This is a genomic window from Caulobacter sp. CCUG 60055 (assembly GCF_022750545.1).
In the GTDB taxonomy this organism is placed as follows: domain Bacteria; phylum Pseudomonadota; class Alphaproteobacteria; order Caulobacterales; family Caulobacteraceae; genus PUIC01.
This window is the reverse complement of the sequence record NZ_PUIC01000005.1, coordinates 408,787-422,057: the sequence shown is the minus strand read 5'-3', so window position 1 is coordinate 422,057 and position 13,271 is coordinate 408,787. Positions and strand designations below refer to the sequence as shown.

Sequence of the window (13,271 nt, the reverse complement as noted above, 5' to 3'; positions counted from 1 at the left end):
CGCCTTGGGACGTCTTCGCCGGCCCAGGGCCGAAGCGGCCGCAGAACGGAGCAAGGACCATGAGCCGGATCGCAGTGCTTTCAGCCATCGGACTGGCGGGCGTCGCCAGTCTCGCCTTCGCCCAGCCGGCCAGCCCGCCGGCCGCCGCCACGCCGACGCCGGCCGCCAAGCCGGCGAGGAAGCCGTGCTTCTTCCTGCCTCAACTGCGGGGCACCCGCGCCGACGGCCCCAACCACCTCTATGCGCGGGTCAACACCAAGGACATCTACCGCTTCGACTTCCGCTATCCCTGCAACGCCCTGCCGATGTCGACCAACGGCGTCGTGCTCAAGACCGCCGGCGGATCGGCCCTGATCTGCTCGGCCATCGACGTCGACATATCGGTGCGCGACCACGGCGTGTCGGAGCGGTGCATGGTCGACAGCATGACCAAGCTGACGCCGGACGAGATCGCCAAGCTTTCGCCCAAGCAGCTGCCCTCCGGCTGATCCGGAGGGCGAGGCCGCCTATTTGCGGGGGGCCTGCTTGTCCTTGTCGGCGGCGTCGGGCGCCTTGGGCGGGGCCGTGCCGCCGTCGGTCTTGACCGCGCCGGTCTTGCTGAGGGCCGAGGCCAGCCGGGCCTTGGCGGCCGGCATCTTGGGCGTGGCCTCGACCGAGCCGTACTTCAGCACGTCGAGGCCGCGGCTCAGTTGGAAATCGCCCTTCTTGACGTCGAAGCCGCTGGGAGGCGCCTCGGCCGGAGCGTGGGCGGCGCGGCGCGTCTTGCCTTCCTCGGCGTTGAGGGCGTTGGCGAAGCTGGCCTCGCTGAACTGGAAGCTGCGGTCGGCCAGGGCCTGGGCCTGTTCCGGGGTCTGCGCCACCTCGAGGTCGGGTTCGATGCCGGTCTTCTGGATCGAGCGGCCCGAGGGCGTGAAGTAGCGGGCGGTGGTCAGCTTCAACGCGCCGTCGGCCCCGCCGTGCAGCGGGATCACCGTCTGGACCGAGCCCTTGCCGAAGCTGGTCAGTCCGACCAGGGCGGCGCGGTGGCGGTCCTGCAGGGCGCCGGCGACGATCTCGGCCGCCGAGGCCGAGCCGGAATTGATCAGCACCACCATCGGCAGGCCGTGCAGCACGTCGCCGTCGGTGCGGGCGTTGTAGCGTTCCACGTCCTTGGGGTCGCGGCCGCGCTGCGAGACCACCTCGCCGCCGTTGAGGAACAGGCTGGAGATCTCGACCGCCTGGTCGAGCAGGCCGCCGGGATTGTTGCGCAGGTCGAGGACCAGGCCCTTCATCTTGGGGTTCTTGGCCTTGAGGCTGCGCAGGGCGGCGCTGGCCTCCTCGGCGGTCTTCTCGTTGAAGGCCGACACCCGCAGATAGCCGTAGTCGCCCTCCATGCGGCCCTTGGCCGAGATGACGTTGATCACCTCGCGCTTGAGCTTGACGTCGAAGGGGTCCTTGCCCTCGCGGGCGATGGTCAGGGTGATCGCCTCGCCGACCGGGCCGCGCATCTGCTTGACGGCGTCGTTCAGCGGCAGGCCCAGCAGGCTCTGGCCGTTGATGGCGGTGATGTAGTCGCCGGCCTGCACCCCGGCGCGGGCGGCGGGCGTGTCGTCCATCGGCGAGATGATCTTGACCACCCCGTCCTCGCTGGTGACCTCGATGCCCAGGCCGCCGTACTCGCCGCGCGTCTGCTCGCGCATGTCCGAGAAGCTGTCGGGGCTGAGATAGCCCGAATGCGGGTCGAGCGAGGTGACCATGCCGTCGATGGCGGCCTCGATCAGCTTCTTGCTGTCGACCTCGGAGACGTATTGGTTCTGCACGGTCGACAGCACGTCGCCGAACAGTTCGAGCATCTTGTAGATCTGGCTGCGCGGCTGGGCGGCCGTGGCCTGGGCCCGCTGGCTGACATAGGCCATGGAGCCTGCGCCGAGCACGAAGGCCGAAACGCCGATCAGAAGGTACTTGCGCATCATAAGCCGCCTAAAGCCTCTTTGCGTCTTTTCGGAGACGCGCCCGAACCACTCGCCGACCGTATGTCGCCCGGGGCCCCCGCCGTTCAACGGGAGGCCTTGAGCCAGCGGGCCGGGTCGACCGGCGCGCCGTCCTTGCGGACCTCGATATAGAGTTCCGGAGCCGATGATCCGCCATCCCCCATGCGGCCGACAGGTTCTCCCGCTGCGACCGATCGTCCGGGGGCCGCGAGGATCGTGTCCAGGCCCGCAAGCACCAGATGGTATCCGCCGCCCAAACGCAAGATCAAGACGAGGCCCATGCCCTTCAAGGGGCCGGCGTAGTCGACCACGCCCTGGGCCGGGGCCACCACCTGGGCGTTGGACAGGGTGGCGTAGGTCCAGCCTTCCGAGGCTCCGCCCTGGGGCAGCTTGGCGCCGAAGCGGCGGGCGATCTCGCCCTGCACCGGGGTGACGAAGGGCTTGGGTCCGCCGAGCAGGCCGGACTTGTCCGGGTCGGGCGGCGGCGGCTGGCCCGCCGGCCCCTGCGCCGGCAGCGATTGCAACAGCTCGCGCAGCGACTGCGCCTTGGCCGTCAGGGCGCGCACGTCCTGGTCGGCGACGATGGCGTCGCCGGTCAGGCTGCGCTCGAGCGTGGTCTTCTCGGCGATCATCGCCTCGATGCGGCTGCGGCGGTCGCCGACGGCGCTCTCGCTGGTGAACAGGTCCTCGCTGGCGGAGGCCGCCTCGCGGCGCAGGCGCTTGATGTCCTCGGCCTCGGCGCGGAAGGCTGCGGCCCGCCGCTCCAGCTCGGGCGTCACCGCCCGCATCAGGATCGCCGCCCGCACCGCGTCGCGGGCGTCGTGCGGGTTGACCAGCAGGGCCGGCGGCGGATTGCTGCGATAGAGCTGCAACGCCCCCAGCAGCCGGGCGAGCTCGGCGCGGTTCCTGCCCATCCGCGTGGTCAGCTCGGCTTCCTGGGCGTTCAGCGTGTCCAGCCGGCGGCGCTTGTCGGCCACGTCGCGCTCGCCCTTGGCCTGGTCGGCGGCCAGGGCGACCAACTGGCGCTGCAGGCCGGCGATCTCCTTGCGCGCGTCGGCGGCCTGGACGCGCAGGGCGTCGCGCTCCTGTTCGCGGGACTTGCGGTCGGCCTCGACCTGGTTCAGCTCGTCCCGGCCCGAGGCGTGCGGGGGCGCGGCCCCCTGGGCGCTGGCGGCCAGGAAGACGACGGCGGTGGCGGTGACGGTGGCGGCGCGCCGGAACATGCCGGCGGAAGCTAGCTGATCCGCCGCCTTTGTCCCACCCGCCGCCGTTGCAACTTATGACCTGCCCATTTCCAGATTAAGGCCGTCAATATGGAGAACTCCACGACGGCGGTCGCGCACAAGGCTTCGCGTGATGGGCCACGGGATAGCAGGCGGTTCAATTTCGAACCGAATCTGGACGGACCAGGCCCTGGCCGGGCTCAGGTCACGCCCCGTCTGTCCGCCGCCTGCCTGGCGATCGTCCTGAAGCGCTTGGCGGCGGGCGACAGGGGGCGCCGAGGCTCCACCAGGACGAGTTCGGCCTCGCCCATGGCGCCCTCCAGAGCGCGGAACACCACGCCAGTGGGACAAAGAGCGCGCGCCGAGCCTGGCGCGATGGTGATCCCCAGTCCGGCCTCGATCAGGCTGACCACCGACGACCATGATCCGGCCTCTTGCACGATGTCCGGCGAAAAGCCCGCGCCGAGGCACATGCTGGTGATGGTGTCATGCAGGCCCGGCGCCGACGCCCTCGAAAACAGGACGAACGGTTGGTCCGCCAGCGCGGACAGCGCTACGCGCGCGTTCCGCGCCAGCGGATGGGAAGCGGAAAGGGCGAGCATGAACGGTTCACGCAGCAAACTTTCGCAGATCGCGGCGGGATGACGGAACGGCCCCCGAACGATGGCCAGGTCAAGATCCCCGGCCGCCACGGCCAGGCCCTTGTCGACCACGTCGCGGTCATCGATCTGCAGGGTCACGCCCGGAAACTCGGCTCTGAAACGACGGATGATGTCCGGCAGGATGCCGAACGCCGTGGAAGGGCTGAAACCCAGGCGAACAACGCCGGTCTCGCCCTGGGCCGCGAGGCGTACGTTGCTCTCCAGGTCGGCGCGCCGCGACAGCAGCTCGCGGGCTCCCTCCAACACCTGCGAGCCCGCAGCCGTCAGGGCCACGCGCCGGCTGGTGCGGGTCAGCAACGACACGCCCAGTTCCGCCTCAAGACGGCGTATCTGCTGGCTAAGCGGCGGCTGCGCCATGCCGACCCGAATGGCGGCCCGTCCGAAGTGAAGCTCCTCGGCGACGGCGACGAAAAGCTGTAGCTGGCGGAATTCCATTCAGACGCTTTCCGTCTTGATCGACCCCAAAAGATATATTGGTAGCGCCTGATCGGGTTTCGTACCATCGAAGCCATGCGCTGGTTCCCTGCCTTACTGATCGCGGCCCTCGTCCTCGCTTCACCGTTTCCGGCGCCCGCGCAGATCGTCTCTCCCAATGCGCCGCTTGATCCCGCCGCCCAGGCGCGTTTGGAACTGTCGGGGCGGTTCCTCAGGATGCCGCTGCTCCTGCGTGACAGCCTGGTGATGCCGCGCTGGCTGGCGGACCACGACCGGTTGGTGTTCTGGGACGAGATCGGGCCACAGGCGGGGACCTGGGTTCTGGTCGACGCCCGCTCGGGGCGTCGCAAGCCGATCCTGCCGCCGGTTGAGCTCCGCCGACAGCTATCCGAACTGACGGGTGAGCCGGTCGCCGCGCTCTCGCAGATGCAGTTCGTTGTCGCGCCCGACCAGGGGGCGATCCTGTTCTCCTATAAGAAGCGCGCCCTTCGGCTAGGCCTCGCCGGCAGGCGCGTCCGAGCGGCCGCCGGTCTCGACGCCTTCGTCCTCTCGGGGGCGACGTCCGCGCCGACGCCGGGCGCGACGGCGGGCGCGACGCTGGGCGCGATGGCGCGCGACGGCGGTTTCGTCGTCCGCGACGCGACCGGGCGCGTGCTTGTCGAGCGGACCGGGGAACCGAACTACGACTGGACGATTCCCGACAAGGCCTGGTCCCCGGATGGCGCGCGGCTGGTGGTCTGGCGGACCGACGAACGCGCGGTCCACCGCATCCCTATCGTGGACTACGAGTCGGGACTCGAGCGGGTGACCATGGTTCCCTATGCGAAGACCGGGACGCCCCTGGCCAAATCCGAACTCTATCTCGTCCAGCCGAAAACGGGCGGCGTCGTTCGCGTCGCTCCGGCGCAGGACGAGGGGTACGACTGGTTCGCCGGCTGGCGCGCCGACGGTCGGACCGCCTTCGTCCTGCACCTGAGCCGGGACGGCAAGCGCCTGGACCTGTCGATCATCGACGGCTTGGGCGAGCGGCGGCTCCTGCTGCGGGAAGAACGGGCGGAGACCAACGTCGGAGACCTCGATTTCATCACGGAGGGTTGGCCCTTGCAGGTCACTCCGCTGGAAGACGGCGGCTTTCTCTGGATGTCCGAACGCGACGGCTGGCGACATGTCTACCACTACGACGGCGGCGGCCGCCTAATCGGCCAGATCACTCATGGCGACTTCCCGGTCCGGCGCGTCAATGGCGTGGGGCCTGGCGGCGCCTTGCTTGTCACCGCCTCGATCGATCCGGCGCGGCCCTATGACGAGCAGCTCTATCGCACCAGCTTGGCCGGCGGACCCTTGCAGCCGCTCGGGGAGGCGCGCGGTCTGCATCGGGCGACCGTCGCGCCGTCGGGACGGTTCGTGCTCGACACCTGGTCGTCTCCCACCCAGCCGCGGATACGGGAGATGGTCCGGGCTGACGGCGGCGACCGGCTTCGCTTGACCGCCAGCGACGACACCGCCGTCAAGGCGATCGGATGGCGCCCGCCCGAACCGCTGGAGGTGCTGGCCGCCGACGGCGTGACCCCGATATACGGCGCCGTCTTCAAGCCGCGCGACTTCGACCCGGCGAAGCGCTACCCGGTTCTGGCCTATATCTACGGGGGGCCGTTCGCGACGGTCTTGGGCGGCGGCTACTTCACCGCCATGTCGCTGCGGATGAGCGGCCTCGCGCAGATGGGGTTCGTCGTTGTGGCCTTTGATGTCCGCGGCTCCTCCGGCCGCAGCAAGGCCTTCCAGGACGCCACCTACGGCAAGGTCGGCCAGACGGAAATTCCCGATTATGTCGCCGGACTGCGCCAGATCGCGGCGTCACGTCCGTGGCTCGACATGGACCGGGTCGGGATCGTCGGTCACAGCTGGGGCGGCTATTTCGCGCTGCGGGGCATGTTGACCGCGCCCGACGTCTTCAAGGCGGGCTATGCGGGGGCGCCGGGCGCGCTCGAGGAGGACGCCGCGGTCAACGAACCGGACATGGGACTGCTCGCCGACAATCCATCCGGCTACGCGGCGGCCTCCAACACGGCCCTGGCCGGAAATCTGCGGGGCTCCTTGAAGATCATGCACGGGACCAGCGATACGAGCGCGTCGTTATCCACCACGATGCGGATGGCGGACGCCCTCATCAAAGCCGACAAGCGGTTCGAACTGCTGCTGATCCCGGGCATGGAACACAATTCCGACGGCCCGGACGGGCTCTACTACCACCAGGACGTCGCTCTGTTCTTTCGGCGCACCCTCGGCGAGCCGCGCTAGAGCCGACACTCGATTGAGCCGGCGGGATCGCGCGGTCTGCTGGGTCTGGCGCTGGCCGCGCCTTCAGTCGCGATGATAGGGCGAGCCGGCCAGGATGGTGACGGCGCGGTAGACCTGCTCGGCCAGCATCACCCGGGCCAGGGCGTGCGGCCAGGTCTGGACGCCGAAGGCCAGCTTCTCGCGGGCGGCGTCGCGCAGCGCCGGGTCGAGGCCGTCGGCGCCGCCGATGACCAGGACCAGCCGCCGCACGCCATCGTCGCGCAGCCGGCCGACATGGGCGGCGAACTCGCGCGAGCGCCAAGCCTTGCCGCGTTCGTCGCAGGCGATGACGTGGGCGTCGGCCAGATGGGGAGCCAGGGCCTCGGCCTCGGCGGCCTTGCCCGGCTTCCTCGCCTCGACCTCGACGATCTCGACCGGGCCGAGGCCGAGGGCCCGTCCGGCGGCGGAGGCGCGTTCGGCGTAGTCCCGGGACAGCTCGGCCTCGGCCGACCGGCCGAGCCTGCCCACGACGAGGAGGGTGATCTTCATGTCAGGCGTCGCGGCCCCGCGGTCGGCGGGGCCGGCCGGTCAGTTGACCACGGCGCGCGACGGCGGCTCGACCGACCAGATCTTCTCGATGTTGTAGAACTGGCGGACCTCGGGGCGGAACAGATGGACGATGACGTCGCCGGCGTCGATCAGCACCCAGTCGCAATGCGGCAGGCCCTCGACGCGCGCGCGGCCGTAGCCGGCGTCCTTGAGGACGCGGAGCAGGTGGTCGGCCAGCGCGCCGACGTGGCGATGCGACCGGCCCGACGCGACGATCATGCGATCGGCGACCGAGCTCTTGTCCTTCAGATCGATGGAAACGACGTCCTGGGCCTTGTCGTCGTCGAGCTTGGCCAGGATCATTTTCTCCAGGGCGCTCGTCGAGAGGGCGCTACTCTGGTCGGGAGAGGAAGCATCGGCCTCCTGGGCCGGCGCTTCGGGCGCCTGGGGCGCGGACTCGCGATTCAGCGTGATGCTCCTTTGCTCGCTATTCGCAGACGCCACCCTAGCACGGCGGGGACGATCTTACGACCCCTGCCGGGGCCCGGCGTCGCCGGCCGACGGCGGGCTGGGCCGCAGCCTCGCCCGCAGCGCCGTCGACGAGGCGAAATTGAGCGGTCCGCGCAGATAGACCCAGGCCGGCGCCCCGGCGTCGGCCAGCCCCAGCGCCTGGCTGGACGGCACGCGCATATGGGCGAAGCGGCGCGCGGCCGGCGAGGTGCGGCTCTTGAGCCCGGCCCACGGCCGCGAGACCACGGCGACCGGCGCCTCGCGCATGATCTGGGTCCAGCCGCGCCAGCGATGGAAGCTCGCCAGGCTGTCTGCGCCCATGATCCAGACGAACTTCACGCCGGGGAACCGCTTCTTGAGCACGCGCAGGGTGTCGAGCGTGTACTGGGCGCCGATGCGCGTCTCGGCGTCCGAGACGATCATCGACGGCCCCCGCGCCAGCCGGCGCGCGCCGGCGAGGCGCTGGGCGAGGCTGGCGGTCTCGTGCCTCGACTTGAGGGGGTTCTGCGGCGAGACCAGCCAGATCACCCGGTCCAGTCCCAGCCGCACGCGCGCCGTCTCGGCGACGTGGGCGTGGCCCTCGTGCGCCGGATTGAACGAGCCGCCGTACAGACCGACCCGCATGCCCGGCTTCAGGTCGAAGCCGAGGCGCAGCGCGCCAGGTCTGCCGGCCTCAGGGACGCGTCTGGCCGGTCCCGCGAACCACATACTTGAACGTCGTCAGTTGTTCCGCGCCCACCGGTCCGCGCGCGTGCAGCTTGTCGGTGGCGATGCCGATCTCGGCGCCGAAGCCGAATTCGCCCCCGTCGGCGAACTGGGTCGAGGCGTTGACCAGCACGATGGCCGAATCGACCCCGGCGACGAAGGCCTCGGCCGTCGCCGCGTCCTCGGTGACGATGCCGTCGGTGTGGCCCGAGCCGTATTCGGCGATATGGGCGACGGCGCCGTCGAGGCCGTCGACGACCTTCACTGCCAGGATGGGTTCGAGGTACTCGGTCCGCCAGTCCTCCTCGGTCGCCGCCAGCATCGACGGGACCAGGGCGCGGGCGTCCGCGTCGCCGCGCAGCTCGCAGCCGGCGGCGGCCAGGTCGGCGGCGATCGGCGGCAGAAGCCTCTGGGCCGCCGCGCGGTCGATCAGCAGGGTCTCCAGCGCCCCGCACACCGACACCCGCCGCATCTTGGCGTTGACCGTCACGGCGCGGGCCTTGGCGAGGTCGGCGGCGGCGTGGACGAAGACGTGGTTCAGACCTTCCAGGTGGCTGAGCACCGGGGCGCGGGCCTCGGCCTGGACGCGGGCGACCAGGCTCTTGCCGCCGCGCGGGATGATCAGGTCGACGGTGCGGTCGAGCCCGGACAGGATCAGGCCGACGGCGGCGCGGTCGGCGGTGGGCACGGCCTGAACGCAGGTCTTGGGCAGGCCGGCCTCGACCAGGCCGCGCTCGATGGCGGCGTGGATGGCCAGCGACGAGCGCAGGCACTCCGAGCCGCCGCGCAGGATCACCGCATTGCCCGAGCGCACGCACAGGGCGGCGGCGTCGGCGGTGACGTTGGGCCGGCTCTCGTAGATCATGGCGATGACGCCGATCGGCGTGCGCACCCGGGCGATGTCCAGGCCGTTGGGCCGGGTCCAGCGGGCGATTTCGGCGCCCAAGGGGTCGGGGATGGCGGCCACCGCCTCTATCCCGGCGGCGACGCCTTCCAGGCGCGCGGGGTTGAGCAGCAGGCGGTCCTGCATGGCTTCGGGCGTGCCGGACGCCTGGGCGGCGGCGAGGTCGCGGGCGTTGGCGGCCAGGATGGCGTCGGCCTCGGCGCGGATCGCCCGCGCCATGGCGGCGATGGCGGCGGTGCGCTGCTCGGCGGTCGAAAGCCGCAGGGCGCGCGCGCCTTCCCGCGCCCGACGTCCCATGGCCAGCATGGCCGCGTCCAGATTGAAGCCCGCGTCGTCCATGCCCTGCTTTCACAAGGAAATGTGACGATTGGCAAGGCTTGCCGTGACGAAAGCCGCCGGATCGTTCAACCCAGCGCGAAGTCGACGGCGCGGCGGGCGTGGAGGACGGTGGTGTCGAAGACGGGGATGTCGAGGTCGCCCGCCGACAGGATCATGCCCAGTTCGGTGCAGCCCAGGATCACCCCGTCGCCGCCCTGGCCGCGCAGGCGGGCGATCTCGTCCAGCAGCACGGTCTTCGATTCCGGCCACACGATCCCCTGGCACAGTTCGTCGTAGATGATGGCGTGGACGCGGTCTCGGCCGGCCTGGTCGGGGATCACGGCGGTGACGCCGTTCGCCTCCAGGCGGTCGCGGTAGAAGGCCTGCTCCATGGTGTAGCGGGTGGCGAGCAGGATCGGCCGCGCCGAGCCGGCCGCGCGCACCGCCTGGGCCGTGGCGTCGGCGACGTGCAGCAGCGGGACGCCGACCGCCGCTGCGACCTCGTCGGCCATCTTGTGCATGGTGTTGGCGCAGATCACGACCGCCTCGGCGCCGGCCGCTTCCAGGCGGCGGGCCGCATCGACCATGCTGGCCGTCAGGCTGTCCCATTCGCCGGCGCTCTGGCGGGCGGCGATGTCGGCGAAGTCGACCGACCACAGGATCAGCCTGGCCGAGTGCAGGCCGCCCAGGCGTTCGCGCGTCATGGTGTTGAGCAGGCGATAATAGATCGCCGTGCTTTCCCAGCTGACGCCGCCGATCAGGCCGAGCGCGCGCATGTCATCCCCTCGCCAGGGCCAGGTCGTCGGCATGGATCAGCGGCGCGCCGGCGAAATAGCCCAGCGCCGCCTCGACCCCGTCCGAGCGCAGGCCCTTGATGCGGTCGGCCTCGCCGGCGTCGTAGCGGGCCAGCCCGCGGGCGATCTCGCGGCCGTCGGCGTCGCGGATCAGCACCGCGTCGCCCTTGCCGAAGCGGCCCTCGACGGCGCGGACGCCGGCCGGCAGCAGCGACTTGCCAGCGCGCAGGGCGACGACGGCCCCGGCGTCGACCACCAGCACGCCCTGCGGCGCCAGCGAGCCGGCGATCCACTGCTTGTAGGCGGCGGCGGGGGTGGTGTGCGGTTCGAACACCGTGGCGCGCTCGCCGGCCTCGACCGCCTGCAACGGGGCCGGGCGGCGGCCCAGGGTCACCAGGGTGGCGCAGCCGGCGCCGCCGGCGATGCGGGCGGCCATGATCTTGGTGGCCATGCCGCCGGTGCCGACCCCGTCGCCGGCGTTGGCGCCGCCGCCCATGGCCTCGATCTCGGGCGTCAGCTCGGCGACGACGGGCAGGTGGCGGGCGTTCGGATCGCGGCGCGGGTCGGCGGTGTAGAGGCCGTCGATGTCGGACAGCAGCACCAGGAGGTCGGCGCCGATCATCTGGGCGACGCGGGCGGCCAGCCGGTCGTTGTCGCCGTAGCGGATCTCCTCGGTGACGACGGTGTCGTTCTCGTTGACGATCGGCGTGACGCCCAGCTCAAGCAGGGCGTCGACCGTGGCGCGGGCGTTCAGCCAGCGGCGGCGGATCTCGGTGTCGTCGCGGGTCAGCAGGATCTGGGCGGTGGTCACCCCGTGCGGGGCGAAGGCCTGTTCCCAGGCGTGCATCAGCAGCGACTGGCCGGCGGCGGCCGAGGCCTGTTTTTCCGGCAGGCTCAGGCGGCGCGCGCCCAGGCCCAGCCGGCGGCGGCCCAGGGCGATCGAGCCGGACGACACCACCAGCACCTGCTGGCCCCGCGCCCGCAGGCGGGCCACGTCGGCGGTGAAGGCCGTCAGCCAGGCGTGGTCGGCCGAGCCGCTGTCCCAATCGACCAGCAGGGCCGAGCCGACCTTGATCACCACCCGGCGGGCGGAGGCGAGGCTGGTCACGGACGCCATTCCTCCGCCGCGTCCTGGCCGCCGCTTTCCTCAAGCCGTTCGGCCTGGCGGCGCCGGCGCACCTCGCCGAAGGCGGCGCGCAGCAGGTCGGTCACGCCCTCGCCGGAGACGCCGGAAATGATGAACGGCCGGCGGCCGGCGACGGCCTCCAGTTCGGCGGCGCGCGCCTCGCGATCTTCCGGCGTCAGGGCGTCGGCCTTGTTCAGGGCCAGCAGCTCGGGCTTGTCGGCCAGGCCTTCGCCATAGGCCTCCAGTTCGCCGCGGATGGTCTGATAGGCCTGGACCACGTCCTCCTGGGTTCCGTCGATCAGGTGGATCAGCACGGCGGTGCGCTCGACGTGGCCCAGGAAGCGCGTGCCCAGGCCGGCCCCGTCCGAGGCGCCTTCGATCAGGCCGGGGATGTCGGCGATGACGAAGCGTTCGTTGGCCGACAGGTCGACCACGCCCAGGTTCGGCGTCAGGGTGGTGAAGGGATAGTCGGCGATCTTGGGCCGCGCGGCCGAGGCGGCGGCCAGGAAGGTCGACTTGCCGGCGTTGGGCAGGCCGACCAGGCCGGCGTCGGCGATCAGCTTCAGCCGCAGCCAGATCCAGCGCTCCTCGCCCGGCTGGCCGGGATTGGCGTGCATGGGCGCCTGGTTGATCGGCCCCTTGAAGCGGTCGTTGCCCCAGCCGCCGTTGCCGCCCTTGGCCAGCAGCAGGCGCATGCCGACGTGGTCGAGGTCGGCGATCAGGGTCTCCTTGTCCTCGTCCAGCACCTGGGTGCCGACCGGGACCTTGAGCACCACGTCGTCGCCGGCCGCGCCATGGCGGTTGCGGCCCATGCCGTGCACGCCGGTGCCGGCCTTGAAATGCTGTTGGTAGCGGTAGTCGATCAGGGTGTTGAGGCCTTCGACGGCCTCGATCCAGACGTCGCCGCCCCTGCCGCCGTCGCCGCCGTCGGGACCGCCGTATTCGATGTACTTCTCGCGCCGGAACGACACGGCCCCGCCGCCGCCGTCGCCGGAGCGGATGTAGATCTTGCATTGGTCGAGGAACTTCATCGCGTCCTTATGGTCGAAGGGGGCGGCGCAGGGAAGGGTTTGCGGTCGGCGGCGCCTTTCCGCGCCTCGGAAAAACGCCTAAATGGCCGGGCGGAACGCCCAGGGGAGCCCAGATGCGCGCACGGTTTTTCGGATTGATCGGACTGGCCGCCGCCATGGCGCTGTCGAGCCAGGCCCTGGCCGCCAAGCCGGTCCTGCGGCCCGACGACATGACCATCGGCGACGCCAACGCGCCGGTGGTGGTGGTCGAGTACGCCTCGCTGAGCTGCCCGCACTGCGCGCGTTTCAACCAGGACGTCTTCCCGGCCTTCAAGAAGGCCTATGTCGACACCGGCAAGGCGCTCTACGTCTATCGCGAGTTCATCACCTCGCCGCCCGAGATCGCCGGAGCCGGCGTCCTTTTGGCCCGCTGCGTCCCCAAGGCCGACTACTTCAAGGTGGTCGACGGCGTCTTCGCCGGCCAGAAGGAGATGTACGAGGACGGCACCATGGGCGGGGTGCTCAAGGTGCTCAAGCGGGTGGGGGCCACGGTCGGCGTCGACGAGACCAAGTTCAAGGCCTGCCTGACCGACAAGGCCGCGGCCGAGGCCCTCGACGCGCGGGTCGACCGCGCCGTCAACCAGGACAAGATCGACGCCACCCCCGCCTTCGTGGTCAACGGCAAGAAGGTCGAGGCCCCTGGCGGCAAGGAGATGGACCTCGCCACCCTGGAGGCTGCGATCAAGGCGGCGAAGTAGGCGCCGTCGTTTCACTCCTTCGCCGCCGCC

General features: G+C 70.9%; 13 protein-coding genes. 3 read left to right on the top strand and 10 right to left on the bottom strand.

The features are described 5' to 3' along the window. Nucleotides 1–59 precede the first annotated feature (59 nt). The gene (locus C5708_RS10915) at nt 60–488 is read left to right on the top strand and encodes a DUF6491 family protein (protein ID WP_242920912.1); all 429 of its coding nucleotides are present in this window, start codon (nt 60–62) and stop codon (nt 486–488) included. Nucleotides 489–506: 18 nt separating this feature from the next. Here C5708_RS10915 and C5708_RS10910 read toward each other — a convergent pair whose 3' ends face one another. From C5708_RS10910 to C5708_RS10900, 3 genes are all read right to left on the bottom strand, one after another. Next, a complete protein-coding gene (locus tag C5708_RS10910) occupies nt 507–1,949 on the bottom strand; it encodes a S41 family peptidase (RefSeq protein WP_242920910.1) in 1,443 nt (480 codons plus the stop codon). A gap of 86 nt (nt 1,950–2,035) precedes the next feature. Beyond that, nucleotides 2,036–3,193 (bottom strand): peptidoglycan DD-metalloendopeptidase family protein, encoded by a 1,158-nt coding sequence (locus tag C5708_RS10905; protein WP_242920908.1) that lies wholly within the window; start codon nt 3,191–3,193, stop codon nt 2,036–2,038. Between the two features lie 200 nt (nt 3,194–3,393). Further along, nucleotides 3,394–4,290 carry a LysR family transcriptional regulator gene (locus C5708_RS10900; RefSeq protein ID WP_242920906.1) on the bottom strand — a complete coding sequence of 299 codons (897 nt, stop codon included), beginning with the start codon at nt 4,288–4,290 and terminating at the stop codon, nt 3,394–3,396. Between the two features lie 75 nt (nt 4,291–4,365). Here C5708_RS10900 and C5708_RS10895 point away from each other — a divergent pair, with 75 nt between their 5' ends. Then, on the top strand, nt 4,366–6,588 hold the full coding sequence (locus C5708_RS10895; protein WP_242920904.1) for a DPP IV N-terminal domain-containing protein: 2,223 nt from the start codon (nt 4,366–4,368) through the stop codon (nt 6,586–6,588). Nucleotides 6,589–6,651: 63 nt separating this feature from the next. Here C5708_RS10895 and rlmH read toward each other — a convergent pair whose 3' ends face one another. The 7 genes from rlmH to obgE form a co-directional block, all read right to left on the bottom strand. Continuing rightward, complete coding sequence (gene rlmH / locus C5708_RS10890) at nt 6,652–7,116, bottom strand: 23S rRNA (pseudouridine(1915)-N(3))-methyltransferase RlmH (protein WP_242920902.1); 465 nt, start codon at nt 7,114–7,116, stop codon at nt 6,652–6,654. 39 nt (nt 7,117–7,155) lie between these two features. Continuing rightward, a complete protein-coding gene (rsfS, locus tag C5708_RS10885) occupies nt 7,156–7,584 on the bottom strand; it encodes a ribosome silencing factor (RefSeq protein ID WP_242921100.1) in 429 nt (142 codons plus the stop codon). A 57-nt stretch (nt 7,585–7,641) separates the two neighbouring features. Then, nucleotides 7,642–8,334, bottom strand: a complete 693-nt coding sequence (locus C5708_RS10880) for a nicotinate-nucleotide adenylyltransferase (protein WP_242920901.1) — start codon at nt 8,332–8,334, stop codon at nt 7,642–7,644. Further along, on the bottom strand, nt 8,300–9,574 hold the full coding sequence (locus C5708_RS10875) for a glutamate-5-semialdehyde dehydrogenase (protein WP_242920899.1): 1,275 nt from the start codon (nt 9,572–9,574) through the stop codon (nt 8,300–8,302). Before C5708_RS10875 ends, C5708_RS10880 begins: the two co-directional genes overlap by 35 nt. A gap of 65 nt (nt 9,575–9,639) precedes the next feature. Continuing rightward, complete coding sequence (locus tag C5708_RS10870; RefSeq protein WP_242920897.1) at nt 9,640–10,329, bottom strand: aspartate/glutamate racemase family protein; 690 nt, start codon at nt 10,327–10,329, stop codon at nt 9,640–9,642. A 1-nt stretch (nt 10,330) separates the two neighbouring features. After that, a complete protein-coding gene (gene proB, locus C5708_RS10865; protein ID WP_242920895.1) occupies nt 10,331–11,464 on the bottom strand; it encodes a glutamate 5-kinase in 1,134 nt (377 codons plus the stop codon). Then, the gene (gene obgE, locus C5708_RS10860; RefSeq protein WP_242920893.1) at nt 11,452–12,504 is read right to left on the bottom strand and encodes a GTPase ObgE; all 1,053 of its coding nucleotides are present in this window, start codon (nt 12,502–12,504) and stop codon (nt 11,452–11,454) included. The genes proB and obgE overlap by 13 nt, the downstream gene beginning before the upstream one ends. A gap of 113 nt (nt 12,505–12,617) precedes the next feature. Here obgE and C5708_RS10855 point away from each other — a divergent pair, with 113 nt between their 5' ends. Continuing rightward, on the top strand, nt 12,618–13,241 hold the full coding sequence (locus C5708_RS10855; protein ID WP_242920891.1) for a thioredoxin domain-containing protein: 624 nt from the start codon (nt 12,618–12,620) through the stop codon (nt 13,239–13,241). Nucleotides 13,242–13,271: the final 30 nt, after the last annotated feature.

Bases quoted from the DNA above. Each gene is read 5' to 3' on its own strand.
- C5708_RS10915 (WP_242920912.1), top strand. From the start codon at position 60: ATGAGCCGGATCGCAGTGCTTTCAGCCATCGGACTGGCGGGCGTCGCC.
- C5708_RS10910 (WP_242920910.1), bottom strand. From the start codon at position 1,949: ATGCGCAAGTACCTTCTGATCGGCGTTTCGGCCTTCGTGCTCGGCGCA.
- C5708_RS10905 (WP_242920908.1), bottom strand. From the start codon at position 3,193: ATGTTCCGGCGCGCCGCCACCGTCACCGCCACCGCCGTCGTCTTCCTG.
- C5708_RS10900 (WP_242920906.1), bottom strand. From the start codon at position 4,290: ATGGAATTCCGCCAGCTACAGCTTTTCGTCGCCGTCGCCGAGGAGCTT.
- C5708_RS10895 (WP_242920904.1), top strand. From the start codon at position 4,366: ATGCGCTGGTTCCCTGCCTTACTGATCGCGGCCCTCGTCCTCGCTTCA.
- rlmH (WP_242920902.1), bottom strand. From the start codon at position 7,116: ATGAAGATCACCCTCCTCGTCGTGGGCAGGCTCGGCCGGTCGGCCGAG.
- C5708_RS10880 (WP_242920901.1), bottom strand. From the start codon at position 8,334: ATGTGGTTCGCGGGACCGGCCAGACGCGTCCCTGAGGCCGGCAGACCT.
- C5708_RS10875 (WP_242920899.1), bottom strand. From the start codon at position 9,574: ATGGACGACGCGGGCTTCAATCTGGACGCGGCCATGCTGGCCATGGGA.
- C5708_RS10870 (WP_242920897.1), bottom strand. From the start codon at position 10,329: ATGCGCGCGCTCGGCCTGATCGGCGGCGTCAGCTGGGAAAGCACGGCG.
- proB (WP_242920895.1), bottom strand. From the start codon at position 11,464: ATGGCGTCCGTGACCAGCCTCGCCTCCGCCCGCCGGGTGGTGATCAAG.
- obgE (WP_242920893.1), bottom strand. From the start codon at position 12,504: ATGAAGTTCCTCGACCAATGCAAGATCTACATCCGCTCCGGCGACGGC.
- C5708_RS10855 (WP_242920891.1), top strand. From the start codon at position 12,618: ATGCGCGCACGGTTTTTCGGATTGATCGGACTGGCCGCCGCCATGGCG.